The sequence below is a fragment of the Streptomyces sp. CB01249 genome (assembly GCF_001905735.1).
Taxonomy (GTDB): Bacteria; Actinomycetota; Actinomycetes; order Streptomycetales; family Streptomycetaceae; genus Streptomyces.
This window is the reverse complement of sequence record NZ_LISW01000001.1, coordinates 1,148,801-1,169,502: the sequence shown is the minus strand read 5'-3', so window position 1 is coordinate 1,169,502 and position 20,702 is coordinate 1,148,801. Positions and strand designations below refer to the sequence as shown.

The 20,702-nt window shown below is 72.2% G+C and carries 17 protein-coding genes; 5 read left to right on the top strand and 12 right to left on the bottom strand.

Annotated features, from left to right (window positions below; translation table 11 throughout):
* Window positions 1-6: 6 nt before the first annotated feature.
* The 3 genes from AMK18_RS04930 to AMK18_RS04920 are packed head-to-tail and all read right to left on the bottom strand — an operon-like array spanning window position 7 to window position 4,113.
* Window positions 7-1,218 carry an NAD(P)/FAD-dependent oxidoreductase gene (locus AMK18_RS04930; protein ID WP_073861769.1) on the bottom strand — a complete coding sequence of 404 codons (1,212 nt, stop codon included), beginning with the start codon at window positions 1,216-1,218 and terminating at the stop codon, window positions 7-9.
* A complete protein-coding gene (locus AMK18_RS04925; RefSeq protein WP_073861768.1) occupies window positions 1,215-2,639 on the bottom strand; it encodes an NAD(P)/FAD-dependent oxidoreductase in 1,425 nt (474 codons plus the stop codon). The genes AMK18_RS04930 and AMK18_RS04925 overlap by 4 nt, the downstream gene beginning before the upstream one ends.
* 40 nt (window positions 2,640-2,679) lie before the next feature.
* Window positions 2,680-4,113, bottom strand: a complete 1,434-nt coding sequence (locus tag AMK18_RS04920; RefSeq protein ID WP_073861767.1) for an FGGY family carbohydrate kinase — start codon at window positions 4,111-4,113, stop codon at window positions 2,680-2,682.
* A gap of 345 nt (window positions 4,114-4,458) precedes the next feature.
* Here AMK18_RS04920 and AMK18_RS04915 point away from each other — a divergent pair, with 345 nt between their 5' ends.
* Both AMK18_RS04915 and AMK18_RS04910 read left to right on the top strand, forming a co-directional pair.
* The gene (locus AMK18_RS04915; RefSeq protein ID WP_073861766.1) at window positions 4,459-5,445 is read left to right on the top strand and encodes a hypothetical protein; all 987 of its coding nucleotides are present in this window, start codon (window positions 4,459-4,461) and stop codon (window positions 5,443-5,445) included.
* 50 nt (window positions 5,446-5,495) lie between these two features.
* Window positions 5,496-7,025 carry an amino acid permease gene (locus tag AMK18_RS04910; RefSeq protein ID WP_018100065.1) on the top strand — a complete coding sequence of 510 codons (1,530 nt, stop codon included), beginning with the start codon at window positions 5,496-5,498 and terminating at the stop codon, window positions 7,023-7,025.
* 69 nt (window positions 7,026-7,094) lie between these two features.
* Here AMK18_RS04910 and AMK18_RS04905 read toward each other — a convergent pair whose 3' ends face one another.
* Genes AMK18_RS04905 through AMK18_RS04890 form a run of 4 tightly spaced genes read right to left on the bottom strand, consistent with a single transcriptional unit; the run spans window position 7,095 to window position 10,846 of the window.
* Window positions 7,095-7,862: a sulfite exporter TauE/SafE family protein gene (locus AMK18_RS04905; RefSeq protein WP_018100066.1), complete on the bottom strand. Its 768-nt coding sequence runs from the start codon at window positions 7,860-7,862 to the stop codon at window positions 7,095-7,097.
* 37 nt (window positions 7,863-7,899) lie between these two features.
* Window positions 7,900-8,547: a LutC/YkgG family protein gene (locus AMK18_RS04900; RefSeq protein WP_018100067.1), complete on the bottom strand. Its 648-nt coding sequence runs from the start codon at window positions 8,545-8,547 to the stop codon at window positions 7,900-7,902.
* A complete protein-coding gene (locus tag AMK18_RS04895) occupies window positions 8,544-10,082 on the bottom strand; it encodes a LutB/LldF family L-lactate oxidation iron-sulfur protein (protein WP_018100068.1) in 1,539 nt (512 codons plus the stop codon). The genes AMK18_RS04900 and AMK18_RS04895 overlap by 4 nt, the downstream gene beginning before the upstream one ends.
* A complete protein-coding gene (locus AMK18_RS04890) occupies window positions 10,079-10,846 on the bottom strand; it encodes a (Fe-S)-binding protein (RefSeq protein ID WP_018100069.1) in 768 nt (255 codons plus the stop codon). The genes AMK18_RS04895 and AMK18_RS04890 overlap by 4 nt, the downstream gene beginning before the upstream one ends.
* A 208-nt stretch (window positions 10,847-11,054) precedes the next feature.
* Here AMK18_RS04890 and AMK18_RS04885 point away from each other — a divergent pair, with 208 nt between their 5' ends.
* Complete coding sequence (locus AMK18_RS04885; protein WP_073861765.1) at window positions 11,055-12,731, top strand: L-lactate permease; 1,677 nt, start codon at window positions 11,055-11,057, stop codon at window positions 12,729-12,731.
* An 18-nt stretch (window positions 12,732-12,749) separates the two neighbouring features.
* Here AMK18_RS04885 and AMK18_RS04880 read toward each other — a convergent pair whose 3' ends face one another.
* The 4 genes from AMK18_RS04880 to AMK18_RS04865 form a co-directional block, all read right to left on the bottom strand.
* Window positions 12,750-13,502, bottom strand: coding sequence for a FadR/GntR family transcriptional regulator (locus tag AMK18_RS04880; RefSeq protein ID WP_073862294.1), 753 nt, complete (start codon window positions 13,500-13,502; stop codon window positions 12,750-12,752).
* Between the two features lie 92 nt (window positions 13,503-13,594).
* Window positions 13,595-14,638, bottom strand: coding sequence for a S66 family peptidase (locus tag AMK18_RS04875; protein ID WP_073861764.1), 1,044 nt, complete (start codon window positions 14,636-14,638; stop codon window positions 13,595-13,597).
* Window positions 14,639-14,647: 9 nt separating this feature from the next.
* Window positions 14,648-15,067: a nuclear transport factor 2 family protein gene (locus AMK18_RS04870; protein ID WP_073861763.1), complete on the bottom strand. Its 420-nt coding sequence runs from the start codon at window positions 15,065-15,067 to the stop codon at window positions 14,648-14,650.
* Window positions 15,068-15,099: 32 nt separating this feature from the next.
* Window positions 15,100-15,840 (bottom strand): class I SAM-dependent methyltransferase, encoded by a 741-nt coding sequence (locus AMK18_RS04865; protein WP_073861762.1) that lies wholly within the window; start codon window positions 15,838-15,840, stop codon window positions 15,100-15,102.
* 175 nt (window positions 15,841-16,015) lie between these two features.
* On the opposite strand from AMK18_RS04865, the gene AMK18_RS04860 reads away from it, so the two are divergent.
* Together AMK18_RS04860 and fusA are read left to right on the top strand one after the other, a co-directional pair.
* Window positions 16,016-16,939, top strand: coding sequence for a DUF2510 domain-containing protein (locus AMK18_RS04860; RefSeq protein WP_073862293.1), 924 nt, complete (start codon window positions 16,016-16,018; stop codon window positions 16,937-16,939).
* A gap of 705 nt (window positions 16,940-17,644) precedes the next feature.
* Window positions 17,645-19,735, top strand: a complete 2,091-nt coding sequence (gene fusA / locus AMK18_RS04850) for an elongation factor G (protein WP_073861760.1) — start codon at window positions 17,645-17,647, stop codon at window positions 19,733-19,735.
* A gap of 57 nt (window positions 19,736-19,792) precedes the next feature.
* Here fusA and AMK18_RS35135 read toward each other — a convergent pair.
* On the bottom strand, window positions 19,793-20,702 hold a 910-nt coding region (locus AMK18_RS35135; protein ID WP_241836449.1), incomplete at its 5' end, for a glyceraldehyde-3-phosphate dehydrogenase.

Sequence of the window (20,702 nt, the reverse complement as noted above, 5' to 3'; positions counted from 1 at the left end):
ACGGGGTCAGGCGATCCGGAGGTGCACCGTGCCGCCCTGCGGATCGACGCGTCGCAGCCAGTGGGCGCTCAGGGAGAAGGAGCGTCCCGGCGCGACGGACCGCGCCAGGCGTCCACGGTGCAGCAGCGCCCCGTCCTGGCTGACGACGAGCAGCGGTGCGGCCAGCCGTCGGCCCGTCCGCAGCAGGAGCCGGCGCCCGCCGGGCCCAATGAGGTTGGGGGCGGCCCATTCCAGCGGTGCGGCGACGGCGAGGGGCGCCCCGCCGGTGGGCCAGCTGCGGGTGTCCAGGTGGGCCAGCACGGCCCCGGTGACGGCCCGGCCCTCGCGGGCGGCGGTGGCCGCGCTCTCCCCGCCGTGCAGGAGGTTCCCTACGGCGAAGACCCCGGGCTGTCCGGTGCGGTACGCGGGGTCGTGCGCGGGTCCCCTGGTCCCGGGGTCCATCGGGAGGCCGCCGCGCCGGGCCAGTTCGTGCTCGGGGATCCAGTCGGCGGTGAAGACCACGGTGTCGCAGGCCAGGGTGGCGGTCCGCCCGTCCGCGTGGCGCACGCGGACGCCGGTGAGGCGGGGGCGGCCGGTCAGCGCGGTGACGGTGGTGCGGGTGAGCAGGGGTGCGCCGCCGGACGGGCGTACGGCGGCGAAGGGGCGGGGCGGGTGCTCCGTGACGCGGGCGACGAGGCGGACCCCGGCGGTGCGCAGGGTGTCGGCAGCGGCGAGGCCGACCGGTTCGTCGCCGACGACCACGGCGCGGGTGCCGATGGGCTGGTGGTGGAGGTGGACGGACTGCTGGAGTTCGCCGGTGGTGTAGACGCCTGCCGGGCGGGTGCCGGGGACGAGCCGGGCGGCGCGGGGGCGCTCGCGGGCGCCGGTGGCGAGGACGACGGCCCGGGCGGTGATGCGTTCCAGGCCGCCGGGGCCGGTGGCGTCGAGGGTACGGGGCCCGGCCCAGCCGGTGACCGTGATGCCGGTGCGAAGCGTGGCGCCGGCCGTGCGGGCCTCGGCCGCGCGGCGCAGGGCGTACGCGGGACCGGTGAGATCGCCGCTCGCGCGCGTACCGAATCCGCCGTGGGCGCAGTGCCTGGGGATGCCGCCCGGCTCCTGGTCGCGCTCCAGCACCTCGACGCGCGGCACCCCGGCGGCGGCGAGACCGGCCGCCGCCGCGAGGCCGGCCGGTCCGGCGCCGACGATCAGTACGTCGACGAGGCGTTCGCGGCGGGTCATGGGCGGGCCTCCTCGATCCGGGCGCGGAGCGCGGCCCCGCAGTGGAAGCCCTGGCAGCGTCCGTTGCCGGCCCGGGTCCTGCGGGCGAGCCCCGCGGCCGAGCGCGCCGGGAGCACCGAGGCGAGGGCGTCGCGGATCTCGCCCTCCGTAACGCGTTCGCAGTGGCAGACGACCGTGCCGTACGCGGGATCGCGCGCGATCAGACCGGCGTCGAGGTAGGGGCGCTCGGAGGTCTCCCCGAGACCGGGCAGGGTGAGGGGGGCCGGTTCGGCGGGCTCCCCCGGGTCGAGTCCGGCGTCGGGGAGCAGGGAGACGACGTACTCGGCGATGGCCATGGAGGCGGTGAGCCCGGTGGAGCGGATGCCGCCGACGGTGATGAGGGCCCGGTCCGGGTGGGCCGTGATCCGGTAGTCCTCCTGGCCGGTGGCGGCGCGCAGGCCCGCGTAGACGGCGGTGACCTCTTCGTCGAGCAGCCGGGGCAGGATGCGGCGGCCCTTCTCCCGCAGCAGGGCGAGCCCTTCGGCGGTGGACTCGGTGGCGTCCTTGTCGTCCAGGTCCTCGGCGGTGGGGCCGAGCAGGACGTTGCCGAAGACGGTCGGCGCGACGAGGACGCCCTTGCCGGCGGCGGTGGGGACGGGCAGCAGGATGTGGCGGACCAGGTCGCGGGCGAGCTTGTCGAAGACGATGAGCTGGCCCCGGCGCGGGCGCACGGTGAAGGTGTCGAGGCCCAGCAGCCGGTCGATCGCGTCGGCGTGCAGCCCGGCGGCGTTGATGAGCAGGCGGGTGCGCAGGGTGCCCCGGGCGGTGGTGAGGGTGTGCAGGCCCCCGGCGTACGCGAGGTCCTGGACGGGGCAGTCGAGATGGAGGTGGACCCCGGCCAGGACGGCTTCGGTGGCGTAGGCGAGCGGGGTGGTCCAGGGGCAGATGACGGCTTCGTCGGGGATCTCCAGGGCGCCGAGCGCGCCGGGCCCGAGGTGCGGTTCGCGGGCGGCGGTCTCCTCGGCGTCCAGCAGCCGGGCCGCGTGGTAGCCGTTGCGCTCGGCCTTGGCCAGCAGGGCGGGCAGGGCGTCGAGTTGTTCCCGGTCCCAGGCGACGAGGAGGGCGCCGACGCGTTCGACGGGGATGCCGGTGCGGGCGGCGTACGCGGAGAGCAGCCGCTGTCCCTCGCGGACGAGGCGGGCCTCCAGGGTGCCGGGGGCGGCGTCGAACCCGGTGTGCAGGATGGCGGTGTTGGCCTTGGAGGTGCCGTTGGCGATGTCGTCCGTGGCCTCGACGAGGGCGGTGCGCAAGGGGTGGCGGGCCAGTTCGCGGGCGATGGCGGTGCCGACGACTCCGGCACCGATGACGGTGACGTCGTACGGCGGTTCGTCGGGGAGCGGGTCCGCGGCGCGGGTGACGGTGGGCGTGGCGGGACTTACCACGTGGTGCTCACGCCCCTCGGAGCACGGTGTACCCGGTCGCTCATGCCCGCTCCAGCAGCCCGCGCACGGCGGTCCGGAACCTCGCGAGGCGTTCGGCCGCCTCGTCCGGGCCGATGCGGGGTTCGTAGACCGCGGCCGGTTTCCAGTCGGGGACGGCCCGGGCGAGCGGGAGCGTGGGGTCGGCGCCCATGCGGGCCACCGCGCCGACGCCGAGCGCGGTGACGTCGGGGAGCGCGGACACCTCGACCGGGCGTTGCAGCAGGTCGGCCTGGGTCTGCATGAGGAGGGCGGAGCGGGTGAGGCCGCCGTCGACGCGCAGGACGGACAGGGGGGTGCCCCGGTCGGCGGTGACCGCGGCAGCCAGCTCGGCCACCTGGGCGGCGATCCCCTCGCACAGGGCGCGCACCAGGTGCCCGGCCGAGGTGTCCAGGCCGAGCCCGGTGACCGAGCCGCGCAGGTCGCTCCGCCACCAGGGGGCGGCGAGGCCGGCGAGTGCGGGGACGAAGGTGACGCCGCCGGTGTCGGGGACGGTGGCGCCGACCGGGTCGAGGTCGGCGGCGCCCGCGATCACCCCGAGGTCCGTGAGCCAGCGCACCGCCGAGGCCGCCGTGTAGATCTGGCCGTCCAGGCAGTAGCTGGTGCGCCCGGCGAGCCGCCAGGCCACGCAGCTGACCAGTCCGCCGGTGCTGCGGCGCGGCGTGGTGCCGGTCCCGGCGAGGAGGAACGCACCGGTCCCGTAGGTGCACTTGGCGACGGACGGGTCCAGGGCGCTCTGGGCGAGCAGGGCCGCCTGCTGGTCGACCAGGAGCCCGGTGAGCGGGAGGTCGCCGCCGAAGACCCCCGTCGTACCGAAGGTTCCGGCGGCGTCGGTCACGGTCGGCAGCCGCTCGTCGCCGAGGCCGTACGCCTCCAGCGCGGCCGGTGACCAGGCGACGCGGTCCAGGTCGAGGAGCTGGGTGCGTCCGGCGGTGGCGGCGTCCGTGACGAACGCGCCGGTGAGCTGGTGGACGAGCCACGCGTCGCTGGTGGTGACGACGCCCTCGCGGGTCAGTTCGCGGCGAATCCAGGCCATCTTCGGCGCGGCGAAGTACGGGTCGAGAGGGAGTCCGGTGAGCTGGTGAAGTTCGTCGCCGCGGGGCGCGAGTTCCGCGCAGACGTCCGCGGCGCGGCGGTCCTGCCAGACGATGGCCTCGGTGAGCGGCCGCCCGGTGGCCGGGTCCCAGGCGAGGACCGTCTCGCCCTGGTTGGCGAGCCCGACGGCGTCGACGGTGCCGCCCGATTCGGCCAGCGCCTGCCGGCCTGCCGCGACGACCGAGGCGAGTAATGCGGCCGGGTCCGCCTCGACGGCTCCGCCGGGACCGTAGCGGGGCCGTACGGGGGCGGAACCGGAACCGGTCACGCCGCGCTCGGGACAGATCACCAGCGCTTTCGTTCCCGATGTGCCCTGGTCGATTGCCAGCACCGGGCCTGTCATCGGTTCTCCAGCGGTACGCGAGCCCGAGGGCTCGAACGGAATCGTGATCTTCGGTCGCGGCCACCCAGAGTGGTGCAGCCCAGCGGTTACGTCAAGCGCGCGCCGGCCGTCTGTCCGGAACCTTTCGAAGGGGGCGGGAAGGTGCCAACACGAGTAACCAGCAAGCGACTTGGGTGGAATCAATGATTCGTTCGAGAGTTCCGCGCAAAGGGCTCTACACTCACCGCCGGGCAGCAACCGGAAGCCCGAAAGCGGTTCGTTCTTCAACTGTTTCTCCGCCGCAATAATCCCGCCGCAATAGTCCCTGAGGATCGATGAATTCAGCACCCCGTCCCGAGCGCGTCCATGGCCAACGGTGAATTCCGGCCGGTTTACCATCCGGCCGGCCACGACAATGAACTCCGAGCGGCGTTACAGGACTTGCGCACCGGTCGCTGGATCGCCATGCGCGACCTGCTGGCGGGCACTCCGGACTGGGCCCGGTGGACCCAGCGCACCCAGGTCCTCGGCGCGGTCGCGGCGGGGACGGACGCGATACGGACCTGGCTGACCGAGGAGCCGGAGAGCGCCGCGGGGGCCGTGATGCGCGCCCGGGTCGCCGTGGAGCGCGCGGTACGGGCCAACCGCTCGGGCCACCCCAGCGGCCGGGAGCTCTGGCAGGAGGCGTGGGAGGCGTGCCGTGCGGCGGCGCACGCCGCACCGGCCGACCCGGTGCCCTGGGTGTGCCTGCTGGCCCTGTCCCAGCTGGACGACGACCAGCGCCTCGCGGAGCACCGGCTCCCGCCGCCCGGGCCCATGCTGTTCCCCGGCCCGTGGGGGCTGCTGGCGGAGGCCGACCGGCGGGACCCGCACAACCGCGAGGCGTACCACCGGATGCTCCAGTTCGTGTACGCGCGCAGGGCGGGCGGCACGCTCTCCGAGGCGGTGAACTTCGTTCAGTGGGCGTCGTCCACGGCGCCCGAGGGCTCGGCCCTCCATGTGCTCCCGCTGTACGTCCGGGTCGAGCGCTACCGCCGCGAGCACGACCACGACAAGGCCCTCGATCTGCACTGGGTCACCGAGGACGCCGAGCGGGAGGCGGTGCGCGCCCTTGAGGTCTGGTACCGCCGTTCCCCCGCCGCCGGCCGCACCCTGCCCGATCTCAACCACCTGGCGCACGCCCTGTGGGGGGCACTCCGGTTCGCCGACGCGGCCGAGGTGTTCCGCGAGCTGGGCCCGTACTTCACCTCGCTGCCCTGGGCCTGCCGCTCCCGTACGCCCGACGACCCCGGCGGCGCCGAGGAGGTCTTCGTGCGGGCCCGCGCCCGTGCGCTGGCGGCGGACCCCGGCTGAGCATCCCCCCGTTCCGAGTCACCCGTCCACCCCCCACCAGGAGGTCCTCCATGTCCGTGTCCACCTCGCCCCGCAAGGGTGCCGGGACCAGTGCGCCGAAGGACGAGGAGCAACGGCTCCGTGAGCTCGGCTACCAACCGGTCCTGGCCCGCCGCATGGGCGGGTTCGGCAACTTCGCCATCAGCTTCTCCGTCATCTCGATCCTGTCGGGGTGCATGACCCTGTACGGCTTCGGCATGTCGACGGGCGGACCGGCCGTGATGCTGTGGGGCTGGGCCGGGGTCGGCCTGTTCGTGCTGTGCGTCGGCATGGCGCTGGCCGAGGTGACGAGCGCGTATCCGACATCGGGGGCGCTGTACTACATGGCGGACCGGCTGGGCGGCCGCAAGTGGGGCTGGTACACCGGCTGGCTGAATCTGCTCGGGCTGCTCGGCGCCATCGCGGGCATCGACTACGGCGCCGCGCTGTTCACGGGCGCGCTGATGAACCTCCAGTGGGGCTTCACGCCCACCCCGGGCAAGACGATGATCATCTTCGTCTGCATCCTGCTGCTGCACGCCGTCCTCAACCTGTTCGGGGTGCGGCTGGTCAGCATCCTCAACTCGATCAGCGTGTGGTGGCACCTGGCGGGTGTCGCGGTGATCGTCTCCGTGCTGGCGATCGTGCCCTCGCACCACCAGTCGCCCTCGTTCGTCTTCACCGAGTTCGTCAACGACACCGGCTGGCACAACCCGTTGTACGTGGCGGCGATCGGACTGCTGCTCGCGCAGTACACGTTCTGCGGCTACGACGCCTCGGCCCACCTGTCGGAGGAGACCTCGAACGCCTCGGTGTCGGCGGCGCGCGGCATCGTCCGGGCGATCTGGGTGTCGTGGGTGGCCGGTTTCGTCCTGCTGGCCGGGCTCACCTTCGCCATCCAGGACTACGCGGGTACGCAGAACAGCGCCACCGGTGTGCCGCCCGCGCAGATCCTGATCGACGCGCTGGGCACCTCGGGCGCGACGGCGATGCTGCTGATCGTGATCGCGGCGCAGCTGTTCTGCGGCAACGCCGAGGTCGCCGCCGCCAGCCGGATGGTGTTCGCCTTCAGCCGGGACAACGCGCTGCCCGGCTCCTCGCTCTGGCGGAAGGTGAGCGCGCGGACGCAGACGCCGGTTCCGGCGGTGTGGCTGTCGGTGATCGTCGCCGGGGTGCTGGCCCTGCCGTCGCTGTACTCGGCGACCGCGTACGGCGCGGTGACCGCGATCAACGTCATCGGGATCACGCCCGCGTACGCGATCCCGATCTTCCTGAAGCTGCGCGCCGGGGACCGCTTCCAGCGCGGGCCGTGGCACCTGGGCCGCTGGTCGAAGCCGGTCGGCTGGATCGCGGTGGTGTGGGTGGCGATCGTGACGGTGCTGTTCCTGCTGCCGCAGTCGTCCCCGGTGACCATCGACTCGATGAACTACGCGTCGATCGCCCTGGTCGCGGTGCTGGTCCTGGCCACGGTGTGGTGGTTTGTCGCGCGGCGCTCGTACGGCACGCCCTCGGCGTACGGGAACGCGCGCGAGCAGGCGGAGATCGAGGAGGGCATCATCTGACCGGCCCCGCCGCCTTACGCCGACGGCCCCCGCGGACGCGTGTCCGCGGGGGCCGTCGGCGTAAGGCTTTCAGAACAGGAGGAGCTGGAGGCCGCCGACGACGGTGGCGGCCAGGACGATGCGCTCGAAGAGCCGCTGGTTGATGCGGTCCACGCATGTGCGGCCGATCCAGGCGCCCGGCAGCACGAACACCAGCAAGCAGGCGTCCAGCAGCAGGGAGCGGCCGTCAATCAGTCCGAGGCTCACGCTGAACGGCACCTTCGAGGTGTTGACGATCAGGAAGAACCACGCCGAGGTGCCCAGGAAGCCCAGTTTCCGGAATCCGGCCGAAAGCAGGTAGAGCGACATCACCGGGCCGCCCGCGTTGGCGACCATGGTCGTGAAACCGCCGAGCACCCCGTACGAACGTGCCTTGAGCCGTTCACCGGCGGTCGGCGGTCCGTCGTCGGCGCCGGGTTCGGCGACGGTCTCCGCCGTGCGGCGGCGCCAGACGGTGACGCCGGCCATGAAGACCAGGATCGCGCCGATCGAGGTCCGCACGGTGGCGTCGTCGGCCCACATCATGAACAGCGTGCCCGCCACCACACCGGCCGCGACGGCCGGGAAGAGCCGCAGCAGGGTCGGCCAGTGCGCGTGGCGCCGGTAGACGAGGACGGCGAGCACGTCGCCCGCGATCAGGATCGGGAGCAGTACCCCGGTGGATTCGCGGGCGGGGAGTACCGCCGCGAAAACCGCGAGGCTGATCGTGTTGGCGCCGCTGACGGCCGTCTTGGAGAAGCCGACGAGTGCGGAAGCCGCGGCCAGTGCCGCCAGTTGCCAGAGGGTAAGAGTGTCCATGCCAGGCAGAGAGCGTAATCCCGCCCGGCATGATCACCTAAACATCTGTGCGAATCACGACCGCGAGGGTACGCGGGCCGTGGACGCCCTCGACCCGCTCCAACTCGATGTCGGAGGTGGCCGAGGGCCCGCTGATCAACGTGGTCGGGCGCTCCGGCACCAGCCGGGCCACCGCCTCGGGCACACCCACCTCCACGGTCGACAGGTCGACCACGCAGACATGGAGGTCGGGCACGAGGGACAGCGCCCGTCGCCCCTGGTCGGGCGAGCCGTCCAGGAAGATCGTGCCGGTCTCGGCGCAGCTGACGGCGGACGCGGTGACGACACCGTCGAGGGCGTCCAGGCGCGGCGCCGGAATGTCCGCGGAGTCCTGCCGGACCTCGCCGTCGTACGCGGCCAGCCATCCGGTGTCGAGCCCCGGGGGCACACCGATGCGCGCGGCTCCCCGCTCCCGCAGCACCTCGGCGATCACCTCGGCGGTCCGGTCGGCGGTGCACGGGTGCACCTGCGCCTTGTAGTCGACCAGCCGGTCGGTGAAGAGGGCGAGGCGTTCCTCGTCGGGGAGGGTGCGCCCGGTGCGGTAGGCGCGCGGGACGGGGGTCTCCCCGGCGGGTGTCTCACGGGCGGGCGCGAGGGCGAGCGCGTCCCGGACGCGGCCGAGCACGGTGTCACGGGCGGTCGTCATGCGCCGTCCTCCTGCTGCTGGTTGCGGGTGTGTTCGGCGGACGCCTCACGCAGGGCGGCCGTGCCCTCGGCCGAGGCCAGCCAGGCGCGGAAGGTCTGCTTCGGCGGGGCGGGGGTGTCGCGGCTGTCGCTCCAGCCGTTGAGCGGGGGCGGCAGCGCCGGGAGCTTCCCGTCCCGGGCGAGGACCCGGCCGAGCCGCGAGGCCTTCTGCGCGGCGGTGTACACCTTGGGCCGGCCCATCACCGCACCCGCCGCCTTCATCGCGAGCTTCTCGGCAGTGGTGCCGGACTGTTCGGTGTGCTGGTGGCGCAGTTCGACCAGCAGCGAGGGGATGTCGATCTTGACGGGACAGGCGTCGAAGCAGGCCCCGCAGAGGCTGGAGGCGTACGGCAGCGAGCTGTTGGGGTCGTCCTTGGCGGCGTGCATCCCGGCGAGCTGCGGGGTGAGTACGGCCCCGATCGGTCCGGGATAGGTCGAACCGTAGGCGTGGCCGCCGGCCCGTTCGTACACCGGGCAGACGTTGAGGCAGGCCGAGCAGCGGATGCAGTTCAGCGCCTCGCGGCCGATGCGGTCGGCGAGGGCTGCGGTCCTACCGTTGTCGAGGAGGACCAGGTGGAAGGTCTGCGGTCCGTCCCCGGGGGTGACGCCGGTCCACATCGAGGTGTACGGGTTCATCCGCTCGCCCGTGGAGGAGCGCGGCAGGAGTTGGAGGAAGACCTCCAGGTCCTGGTAGCGCGGGAGGACCTTCTCGATGCCCATGACGGTGATCAGCGTGTCGGGGAGGGTCAGGCACATCCGGCCGTTGCCCTCGGACTCCACGACGGAGAGGGTGCCGGTCTCGGCGATCCCGAAGTTGGCCCCGGAGACGGCCACCTTGGTCGTCATGAACTTCTCGCGCAGATAGGCGCGGGCGGCGGCGGCCAGGTGGGCGGGCACGTTGTCCAGGGCCGGGTCGACGCCGGGGATCTCCTTGAGGAAGATCTCCCGGATCTCGTCGCGGTTGCGGTGGATCGCGGGGACGAGGATGTGCGAGGGCTTGTCGTGGGCGAGTTGGACGATGAGCTCGGCGAGGTCGGTCTCGTGCGCGGCGATGCCGAGGGATTCGAGGTGCTCGTTGAGCCCGATCTCCTGGGTGGCCATCGACTTGACCTTGATGACCTCGTCACTGCCCGTCTCCCGGACCAGCCGGGCGACGATCTCGTTGGCCTCGACGCCGTCGCGCGCCCAGTGGACGGTGCCGCCGCGTGCGGTGACGTTGCGTTCCAGCTCCTCCAGGAGTTCGGGGAGCCGGTTCATGGTGTCGGTCTTGATGGCCGACCCGGCGTCGCGCAGCTCCTCCCAGTCGGGCAGTTCGCCGGTGACGTGGAGGCGTTTGGCCCGGATGGTGTGGGTGGCGCGGCCGAGGTTGCGGCGCAGCTGCTCGTTGCCGAGCTCGTCGTGGGCGGCGGCGGGGAACTTCCGGTCGCCGCGCAGGTTTCCCGTGCCGTACGGGGAGCGGGGCGGGGTCGCGGGCATGCCGAGAAACGTCGCGCTCATCGGGCGGCCTCCGTCAGGACGTGCGGCGAGGTGCGGGTGGAGGACAGGATCTGGGCGAGGTGCAGGGTCTGCGTCCCGGCCTTGATGCGGGAGAGACCGCCGCCGATGTGCATCAGGCAGGAGGAGTCACCGGCGGTGCACACGTCGGCTCCGGTCGCGGTGACGTGGCGCATCTTGTCCTGGAGCATGGCCGTCGAGGTGTCGGCGTTCTTCACGGCGAAGGTGCCGCCGAACCCGCAGCAGGAGTCGGCCTCGCCCAGCTCGACCAGGTCGATGGCGTCGACGGCGCGCAGCAGCCGCAGCGGTTTGTCGCCGACCCTGAGCATGCGCAGCGAGTGGCAGGTGGGGTGGTACGTGACCCGGTGCGGGAAGTACGCGCCGACATCGGTCACGCCCAGCACGTCCACCAGGAGTTCGGACAGCTCGTACGTCTTGGCCTTGACGGTGGCGACGCCCGCGCGCAGCGCCGCGTCCCCGTACCGCTCGGCGACGATCTCGTGCTGGTGGCGGACCGATCCGGCACAGGAGCCCGACGGCATCACGACGGCGTCGATGGAGGCGTCGCCGAACTGGGCGGCGAAGTTGCGGACCAGCGGGACGGGCTCGCGCTGGTAGCCGGTGTTGACGTGCATCTGGCCGCAGCAGGTCTGGCCCGGCGGGAACACCACGTCGTGACCCAGGCGGGCCAGCAGCACCGCGGTGGATTTCACCGCCTCGGGGAAGAGCGTGTCTCCCAGACAGGTGGCGAAGAGTCCGATACGCATGGAACCTCCCCGATCGCAAGTTATGGTCCGACCATACTACCCTCCGGCCGGTTCCGGCAGGGGTGCAGGCGCATCCGGGAAGCAACCGAAGAGCCCTTGGAGCGCGAAGTGACCTGGCCAGCATTTGGTCTGACCTTATTGACATACGACATCTCCGGTGTCCTACTGATCGCTGAATCAGCTGCGTCACTCAGCGAGGAGTAATTCCGTGGCTTCCGCACCACCCGCCACCGTGCTGGCTTCGTACACGCCGGACGTCCACGCCATCGGGGGCAGCCTCCTGGCGACCGCGCTGGTGAGCCTGATCCCGCTCGCCGTGTTCTTCGTGCTCCTGATGGCGGCCAAGCGCTCGGCGCTGGTGTCCGCGCTGGGCTCGGTCCTCACTGCGCTGCTCGTCGCCGTGATCGGCTTCGGGATGCCGGTCGGACTGGGGCTGCTCTCGGCGTCCCAGGGACTGGTCTTCGGCCTCTTCCCGGTGATGCTGATCGTCGTCGCGGCCATCTGGTTCTACGAACTCACGGTCGTCAGCGGCCGGTTCGAGGACCTGCGCCGTTCGTTCAGCGCCGTCGGCCGGGGCGACCTGCGGGTGCAGGCGATGCTCATCGCATTCTGCTTCGGCGGCCTTCTGGAGGCGCTGGCCGGCTTCGGCGCGCCCGTCGCCATCACGGCCGTGATGCTGCTCGCGCTCGGCCTGCCCCCGGTCAAGGCGGCGGTCACGGTGCTCCTCGCCAACACCGCGCCGGTCGCGTTCGGCGCCATGGCCATCCCCGTCACCACCGCGGGCAACCTCACCGGCATTCCCCCCGAGGACATCGCCTCGGTCATCGGCCGCCAGTCGCCCCTGCTCGCGATTTTCGTGCCGCTGCTCCTGTTGTTCGTCGTGGACGGCACGCGCGGCATCCGTCAGCTGTGGCCGATCGCGCTGGTCACCGGTGGCGTCTTCGCCCTGACCCAGTTCTGGTGCGCCAACCACTTCGCGTACGAGCTGACCGATGTGGTCGCCTCGCTCGTCGGATTCGGCGTCGCCGTGCTGATGCTGCGGTTCTGGAAGCCGCGGACGCCGGACGACCAGCGCTCCCAGGTGGAGAACGAGCCGCTCACCCGGCACCGGGTCACCTATGCCGTCCTCCCGTACATCCTGGTGATCGCGATCTTCGGTATCGCCAAGCTGAACGTGGGCGGTCTCGACATGCCCGAGGTGCTGGGCCACGCCAACCTGAAGATCGAGTGGCCGGGCCTCTACGGCGCGCTGATGACCACCGGCGGTACGCCCTCGTCCAGCGCGGTGTACACCCTGGAGGTGCTGGGCAATCCGGGCACCCTGCTGATCATCTCCGGCATTCTGGTCACGCTGATCTACCGCTTCGCCAAGGACCGCGACGTCTATCCGATGACTGGTGGCATCGCGCTCTCGGCGGCGGGCCGGACGCTCAAGAACATGCGGACCGCCATCGCGACGGTCGCCACCGTGCTCGCGCTGAGCTACGTGATGAACCAGTCCGGTCAGACCGTTGCCATCGGCACCTGGCTGGCGACGGCGGGCGGCCTGTTCGCCCTGCTCTCGCCCGTGCTCGGCTGGCTCGGCACCGCCGTGACCGGCTCCGACACCTCGGCCAACGCCCTGTTCGCCAACCTCCAGCAGACGGCCGGGCAGACCGCCGGGATCGACCCGACCCTGCTCGTCGCCGCGAACACCTCCGGCGGAGTGGTCGCCAAGCTGGTGAGCCCGCAGAACCTGACCATCGCCGCCACCGCGGTCGCGATGCCGGGCTCGGAACGCATCCTGCTGCGCAAGGTCGCCGGATACAGCGTGGCCATGCTGGCCGTCCTCTGCGTGCTGGTCTACCTCCAGTCCACGGCCGCGCTCTCCTGGATGCTGCCGTAGGACCGTGCGGCGGGGGTGCTACTCGGCGCCCTCGCCGCCGGAGCCCGTCCGGTCCTCGTCCACCAGCGTGCCGTGGAAGCCGCGGATGTGACGCTCGGCCAGGTCGGCCGCCGCCTCACCGTCACCGGTACGCACCAGCCTCAGCATCTCCGTGTGCTCGGCGTTGAGCCGGGCCTGGGTGGCGGGCCAGTCGTCCACCTCTTCTAGGGCCCGCAGGATGAGGGGCCGTACCGACTCCCGTACCGCGGCGGTCAGTGTGGAGGTCAACGCGTTGCCCGAACCGCTCGCCACCTTGACGTGGAACTCCGTGTCGAGTTCGTTGAACTCCTCCGGCCCGATGCCCTCCCGCGCCATCCGGGCGACCACCGCGCCCGCCGCGTCCAGGTCCTCGTCGGACGCGTGCTCCGCGGCGGCCGCGAAGCTGGAGCGCTCCAGGGCGACCCGGGCCTCCATCACGTCGTGCAGGCTGTAGCTGCCGAGGGCGAAGTGCAGACGCAGCAGCCGGCCGAGCGCGTCGTCCGGGTTGCGCACGATACGGGCCCCGGAGTCGTGACCCCGGCCGGGCTGCGCGACGAGCACGCCGATCGTCTCGAGCACCCGCAGCGCCTCCCGGAGCGCGGACCGGCTCACCCCGAACACGGGGGCCAGCTCGCGCTCCGGCGGCAGCCGGTCCCCGGCCCTCAGCTTCCCGGCGAAGACCTGCTCCTCGATGCTCTGGAGCACGAGTTCATGGGTCCGGGCCTGCCGCACGGGCTGCCACTCGACAGGCATCCGCTTCTCCACTCCCCGTTCGGGCGTATGCGTACATCACGACTATGTCACACACACCATGTGGTCGGACCACAAACGGGGAGCCGGCCCGCTCAGTAGGTGACGGTGATGCGCCGGGCCACACCGTCCACCCGGATCGTGCCCCCGAACGGGATGATGACCTGCGGGTCCGTGTGACCGCAGTCGACGTCGAAGACGGCCATGGTGTCGGGGGCGTACTCCGCGAGGGCGCGCAGCACCGCCTCCCGCTGCTCCCGGCAGTACGCCGCCCCGGCTTCCGCGTCGAGCGGCCGGTCGAAGGACCAGTTCTTCGCGCGCCCCATCAGCAGGGCGGGGAAGCGCCGCAGCAGGCCCCGCTCCCCCATGTTGCGCAGGATGCGGTACACCTCGTCGGCGCTCGGCAGCTCCTCGGAGGTCTCGAGGAACAGCACCCGGCCCTCGTAGGCCTCCGGGGGCAGGATCTCCCGGTCGGCCATCAGCATCCAGGCCAGGATCTCCAGGTTGCCGCCCCAGCTCGCCCCCTCGACCACCCGGTCCGCGTGGTGCCACGTCCAGCCGTCGGCGGGGAGCAGTTCGGGCTCCTGCTCGAAGGTGTGCGGGTCTCCCCAGTCCCGGCTGATGCTGCGGGTCTCCTTCGCGGGCGTCAGTTCGTACGCACCGTGGGTGAAGAGCGCGGCCCGCAGGGAATCGGCCGTCTGCGGGTGCAGCGCGCCGGGGCGGCCGAACTCGACCATGACGGTGCCGCCGTGGTAGCCGACGATGCCGAGGTTGTCGAGGAACACCAGCAGGTTGGTGTTGTCGCTGTAGCCGAAGAACGGTTTGGGGTTGGCGCGCAGCAGTGCGCGGTCCAGGTGGGGCAGCACGGTGATCTGGTCGTCGCCGCCGATGCTGGCTATGACGGCCTTGATCTCCGGGTCGGCGAACGCCGCGTGGAGGTCGGCGGCGCGCTCCTGCGGGGTGGAGCCCATCTTCCGGGTGCAGGGATACTCCACCGGCTCCAGGCCGAAGTCCTCGCGGAGCCTGCGCAGACCCAACTCATAGGGCAGCGGCAGGATTCCGGGCAGACCGGAGGAGGGTGAGAGCACGGCGACGCGGTCGCCGGGCCGGGGCTTGGACGGGTAGCGGGAAGGTGTCATCGGGTGAGCCTATGCAGCGCCGCCGGGGCTGTCCGCCGGATATCCGGCGGTGGTCCGCGCGGGACCGGCCGGGGTGCCCTGATGGAAGTACATCCGCCACTGCCCGCCGGTCCTGCGCCACAGCGAACTGCGCCTGAACAGCAGGCCGTTGTGCTCGGTGACGTACGTCAGGTGGACGAGGTCCGGGGCGAGCAGCGTGCCGGACAGATCGGTGACGTCCGGGCCGGGGCCGTAGTCCTCCACGGCGGACGTGACGGCGAGGATGGAGGCGCGGTCGTAGCGTCGTCCGGAGGCGCCGAACTCGGCGAATTCCGGGTCGAGCAATTCCGTGACCGCCTCGGGCGACGCCCGTACCGCCGGATCGAGCAGCCGCATTTCACCCGCCATGGCGGCCCGTACGGCCCGCCCTTCCTCGTCGCTGAGCTTCATACGGACCGACCTTACGTCGGTGGGGCGTGCGGTCAGGCGAGGACCAGCAGGTCCATCCAGCTCACTGCGGGCCGGTCCGGCTCCTGCTCCGCCGCCGTGCGCAGTCGGTGCATCCCGCGCTCGAACTCGTCGTCGCCGAGGCCGCGCAGCTTCGCGTCGGTGTCCCGCCTGATCCGGTCGGCGAACGCGGCGAGGCTCGGCGCGCTCTCCTGCGGCACCGCGTGCAGGGCGACGCGGGTGAAGCCGGCCCCGGCGAACGCGGCGCACGTCTGCTCCACCGTGGGGTAGCCGTCCACGATGCGTTCGGCACCGGGGAAGAAACGGACCCGTAGGTCCCGTGCGCACCGGCCCGGGAAGGAGTTGCGGATGAGCACGGGGGCGCCGGGCTTCAGGGCTCTGCGCAACTCCCGGGCGGCTGCGGGCAGATCGCCGATGTGGTGGACGACCGAGCCCAGCCAGGCCGCGTCCGCGCAGCCGTCCGGCACCGGCAGCGCCTCGGCCCGCCCGTCCAGCGCCTCGATCAGCCCGTTCCGGGGGATCAGTGCCCGCATGGCGGCGGCCGGTTCCACGGCAAGGACCCGGACGCCGAACCAGTCGGCGAAGGCGGAGGCGAAGGAGCCGGTGCCCGCGCCCACGTCCAGGACGGTGGCACCCGGTGCGAGCTCCACCTCGGCGGCGACGGCGGCGCGCCAGGCGGTGAGCCCGTCGCGCGGGATCTCCCGGGCGAGGCGGTAGTCCTCGGCGAAACGACGGTCGGCGGCGGTCGCTTCCATGGGGCCCTCACTTCTGGGCGCGGTCGGGCGGGTCCACCGCGCCTCGTCGGCGGATGCTAGCGACACCCCCTCCACATGTCTAGACCAAGGAAGGCGGCAGCTGCGGGCGGTGGACCGACGGGGTGCACCCACCCAGTTCATAGGATTCTCAGGCAGTCCGGTTACCGTGTCGGGCGTGACCCAGACGAGCCCGCCCGGCTGGCATCCAGACCCCGGGTATTCAGGATTTGGCCCCCGCCACGAGCGCTGGTGGGACGGCACCCAGTGGACCGACCATCTGCGCGTACCGCCGGCGGCCGTCCGCAGCAGGCGCATACGCATCGGGGCGGGCATCACCGCTGCCGTGGTGGTGCTGGCCGCCATCGGGGGTGGTGTCTATCTGCTGACGGACGATTCGGACGGCAAGAGCGACACCGCCGCCACCACCCCGTCCGCCTCTCCGTCCCCCGGACCCGACCGGCAGCGCGGCGGCAGCCCGGGCGGCAGCGGCGGCAACGGTGACGAGCGCGGCGACGGCGGCTCCGGTGGCGGCGACGACCAGTCGCCGGAGCAGGGCCGGCCGCAGATCGAGGACGGTTACGCGACGGACCTGGCGAGCGGCATCAGCATCCCGGTCCCCGACGGCTGGAAGGGCGAGTCGGGCATGGGCGCCGGGGTGACCACCGGGACGTACGCCTGCCCCGGTGACACCGACGAGAAGTGCGTACGCGGCGGGGTGTTCTCCGCCCCGGCCGAGGCGCTGAAGCTGACCACCAAGACGGCGAAGGCCACCGCCGAGAAGGACATCGAGACCAACGCCAACGAGTCCTACGGCGAGAAGATCTACGGCGGCATCACCTCGCACGAGGAGCTGAAGTCCGAGGCGGTCACGGTGGCCGGGCAGCAGGGCTACCGGGTGCGCTGGAAGGTGGTGACGAAGAACGGCGACGACGGCTACGTCGAGTCGCTGGCCTTCCCGTCCCCGCTGGCCAAGGACATGCTGGTGGTGATCCGCTCCGGCTTCGACATCAACACCAAGGCGCCTTCGCTGTCCGTCCTGGACACGATCACGAAGGGCATCAAGGCGGCGTCGGGCGGGGGCTCCGGCACCAACGCCTGAAGGTCCGGCGGGCGCACCGCACGGCCCGGGTGAGTATCCGGGCCGTGCGGTCTGAGTACGTACCCCGATCCCGGGCCGGGGCGCCGCCGCTGAAATGGGGTCATGGCTCCCGACCCGAAGCGCCTCCGCGTGCGGCACGTCACCAATGCCGGCACTTCTCTGGCCCTCTCGCTCGCTCCGCTCGTGATCGGCGTGCTGTTCGCGCGCACGATGGCCCTGGACCCGCACACGCCGGTGAACGCCCTGATCACCCGGGGTGGCCGGGGTGTGGGCCCGTCGCCCGCCGAGTGGCGCGGCTGCGGCCGGAGCGCACTGCGCCGGTGCCGTAGCGCCTGCCGGCCGCTGGGTCCGGGACGCACCCGGCCGAAAAACCGGTTCCCCCGCACGCCCCGCGTTCCCTAGACTCGCCCCACACCGCGCGCCGGCCGTCCGCCGTCGCGTCCGCCGTGACCGTTGAGGGGAGACCGCCGTGCGTTACCGCACCGCTGCCGTCGTCCCCCCGTCGCGGTTCGAGGTGATCCTGGTGTCTCGCGCCGCCCGGAGCCGGCTGCGCGGCCGGCCCCGGACCCCGTGACGAACACCCGGGCCCCGCGACTTTTCTGACATGTAGTCATGTCACGTGGGGCCCGCAGGCCCGCATCCGGGCCGTTTCGTCCGGGGGTATCGCGCCGTCTTCTTCCGGATCATCCCGAAAGGCCACCGGCCGTGCGTACCCACCAGCACCGTTCTCCCGTCACCGCTCTCACCACCGTCCGCAACCTGGGCATCCTGGCCCACGTCGACGCAGGCAAGACCACGGTGACCGAGCGGATCCTCTACACCACCGGCACCACCCACAAGCGCGGTGAGGTCCACGACGGTACGACCATCACGGACTTCGACTCCCAGGAGCGCGACCGGGGCATCACCATCTTCGCCGCGGCCGTCAGCTGCACCTGGGACGGTCACCGGATCAACCTCATCGACACCCCGGGGCACGTCGACTTCGCCGACGAGGTCGAGCGTTCACTGCGGGTGCTCGACGGCGCGATCGCGGTGTTCGACGCGGTGGCCGGGGTGGAGCCGCAGAGCGAGTCGGTGTGGCACCAGGCGGACCGGCACTCCGTTCCGCGCATCGCCTTCGTCAACAAGCTGGACCGGGCCGGTGCGGACCTGGACACGGCGGTCGCCTCGATCCGGGACCGGCTGCACACCGTCCCGCTCGTGGTGCAGCTGCCCATCGGCGCGGAGGACGCCTTCCGCGGAGTGGTCGACCTGGTGCGCATGCGCGCCCTGGTGTGGGCGGACGGCGCCGAGGCGTACGAGGAGGGCGAGGTGCCCGACGGGCTGCGCGAGGAGGCGGCCCGGCGCCGGCGGCTCCTGGAGGAGGCGGTGGCGGAGCTGCATCCGGCGGCCCTGGAGGAGTTCTGCGTACGCTCCGAGCTGTCGGCACAGACGCTGACCGGGGCGCTGCGGGACCTGACGCGGACCGGTGAGGGCGTCGTGGTGCTCTGCGGTTCGGCGTACCGGAACCGGGGTGTCGAACCGTTGCTGGAGGCGGTCGTCGCGTATCTGCCCTCTCCCCTCGACGTGCCGCCGGTACGGGGCATGCTCGACGGGGCGGTGCAGGAGCGGGCCGCCGATCCTCAAGGGCCTTTCGCCGCGCTGGCGTTCAAGGTGAACGCGACCGCGACGGGCCGGCTGACGTATCTGCGCGTGTACGCGGGAACGATCCGGAAGGGGGAGACGGTGCTGGACGCGACCACCCGGCGCAGTGAGCGCGTCGGGCGCATCCTGCGGGTCCAGGCGGACCGGCATGTGGACGTGGACGCTGCGGTGGCCGGGGACATCGTCGCGGTCATCGGCCCGAAGGCCGTCCGCCCCGGTGCCACGCTGTGCGCGCCCGGTGCCCCGCTCGTGCTGGAACCGCCCACGGTGGCCGATCCGGTCGTGTCCGTGGCGGTGGAGGCGCGGCGGAGCACGGACACGGAGCGGCTGATGGCCGCGCTGGTCCGGCTGGCCGAGGAGGATCCGTCGCTCGTGGTGCGAACGGACCCCGAGACCGGTCAGACCGTTCTCTCGGGCATGGGCGAGCTGCATCTGGAGGTGGCCGCGGAGAAGATCCGCCGCGACCACGGTCTGGACGTCCGGGTCGGCCGGCCGCAGGTCGCGCACCGGGAGACGCTGGTGCGCGGGGTGTCCGGTCTGGTCTACCGGCACGTCAAACAGGACGGCGGGGCCGGGCAGTTCGCGCATGTGGTCATCGACGTCGAACCGCTGGAAGCCACCGGCGGGGACGGCGGCGAGGCGGCGGAGTTCGCGTTCGGTTCCGCGGTCGTCGGCGGCCGGGTGCCTCAGGAGTACGTGCGGGCGGTCGAGGCGGGCTGCCGGGACGCGCTGTCCGAGGGGCCGCTGGGCGGGCATCCGGTGACCGGGGTGCGGGTGACGCTGACCGATGGCGCGACGCATCCCAAGGACTCCTCGGAGATGGCGTTCCGCACGGCGGGGCGGTTCGCGCTGCGGGAGGCCCTGCGGGCGAGCGCGATGGTGCTGCTGGAACCGGTGGTCGAGGTGACGGTCACCGTGCCCGGTGACGCGGTCGGCGGGGTGCTCGGCGACCTGGCCGCCCGGCGAGGCCGGGTCTCCGGCTCCACCACGCGGGGCGGTGCGGCGGTGGTCACGGCGACCGTTCCGCTGGCCGAGCTGTTCGGTTACGCGACGCGGCTGCGCAGCCGTACGCAGGGCCGGGGCACGTTCACCACCCGGGCGACGGGGTATGCGCCCGCGCCCGCCGTCACGGCCTCCGGGACCGGCTGACGGAAAGGTCCCGCCCGCCTTCGTGGCGGGCGGGACCTGTCGTCGTACGGGCCGGGGTCAGGCGACCGGGACCGGGAAGGTCGGGTACTCGACGCCGGAGACGTACTGCACGACCCGGATGACCTGGCACGAGTAGCCGAACTCGTTGTCGTACCAGAGGTAGAGGATCGCGTTGTCGCCGTCCACCTGGGTGGGTCCCGCGTCCACGATGGAGGCGTGGCGCGAGCCGATGAAGTCGCTCGACACCGCGTCGGGGGCGGTCGTGAAGTCGATCTGCCGCTTGAGCGGGGAGGTCAGCGACACCTCGCGGAGGTAGTCGAGGACCTCGCCGCGGGTGGCCTCGCGGCCCAGCTTCAGGCTGAGGATGGCGATCGACACGTCCGGGACGGGGACACGGATCGAGCTGCCCGTGATCGTCGCCTCCAGGTCGGGCAGCGCCTTCGCGACGGCGGAGGCGGCACCCGTCTCGGTGATGACCATGTTGAGCGGCGCGGAGCGGCCGCGGCGGTCGGAACCGTGGTAATTGTCCAGCAGGTTCTGGTCGTTGGTGAACGAGTGGATGGTCTCCACGTGTCCGCGCAGCACGCCGTACTCGTCGGCCATCGCCTTCAGCGGCGGCACGATCGCATTGGTGGTGCAGGACGCGCAGGAGATGATCTGCTCGTCGGGCTTGATCATGTCGTGGTTGACGCCGTGCACGACGTTGAGGACGTCGCCCTTGCCGGGGGCGGTCAGCACGACCTTGGCGATGCCCGGGCGCAGGTGCTTGGACAGGCCCTCGCGATCGCGCCACTTGCCGGTGTTGTCGATGAGGATGGCGTCATCGATGCCGTAGGCGGTGTAGTCGACGGAGGTCGGGTCGTCCGAGTAGATGACCTGGATCTCGTTGCCGTTGGCGACGATCCGGTTGTTCGCCTCGTCCACGGTGATCGTGCCCTGGAACTGGCCGTGGATGGAGTCGCGGCGC

Coding starts and splice junctions, on each gene's coding strand:
- AMK18_RS04930 (WP_073861769.1), bottom strand. CDS start 1,218: ATGACCCGCCGCGAACGCCTCGTCGACGTACTGATCGTCGGCGCCGGA.
- AMK18_RS04920 (WP_073861767.1), bottom strand. CDS start 4,113: ATGACAGGCCCGGTGCTGGCAATCGACCAGGGCACATCGGGAACGAAA.
- AMK18_RS04915 (WP_073861766.1), top strand. CDS start 4,459: ATGGCCAACGGTGAATTCCGGCCGGTTTACCATCCGGCCGGCCACGAC.
- AMK18_RS04910 (WP_018100065.1), top strand. CDS start 5,496: ATGTCCGTGTCCACCTCGCCCCGCAAGGGTGCCGGGACCAGTGCGCCG.
- AMK18_RS04905 (WP_018100066.1), bottom strand. CDS start 7,862: ATGGACACTCTTACCCTCTGGCAACTGGCGGCACTGGCCGCGGCTTCC.
- AMK18_RS04900 (WP_018100067.1), bottom strand. CDS start 8,547: ATGACGACCGCCCGTGACACCGTGCTCGGCCGCGTCCGGGACGCGCTC.
- AMK18_RS04895 (WP_018100068.1), bottom strand. CDS start 10,082: ATGAGCGCGACGTTTCTCGGCATGCCCGCGACCCCGCCCCGCTCCCCG.
- AMK18_RS04890 (WP_018100069.1), bottom strand. CDS start 10,846: ATGCGTATCGGACTCTTCGCCACCTGTCTGGGAGACACGCTCTTCCCC.
- AMK18_RS04880 (WP_073862294.1), bottom strand. CDS start 13,502: ATGCCTGTCGAGTGGCAGCCCGTGCGGCAGGCCCGGACCCATGAACTC.
- AMK18_RS04875 (WP_073861764.1), bottom strand. CDS start 14,638: ATGACACCTTCCCGCTACCCGTCCAAGCCCCGGCCCGGCGACCGCGTC.
- AMK18_RS04870 (WP_073861763.1), bottom strand. CDS start 15,067: ATGAAGCTCAGCGACGAGGAAGGGCGGGCCGTACGGGCCGCCATGGCG.
- AMK18_RS04865 (WP_073861762.1), bottom strand. CDS start 15,840: ATGGAAGCGACCGCCGCCGACCGTCGTTTCGCCGAGGACTACCGCCTC.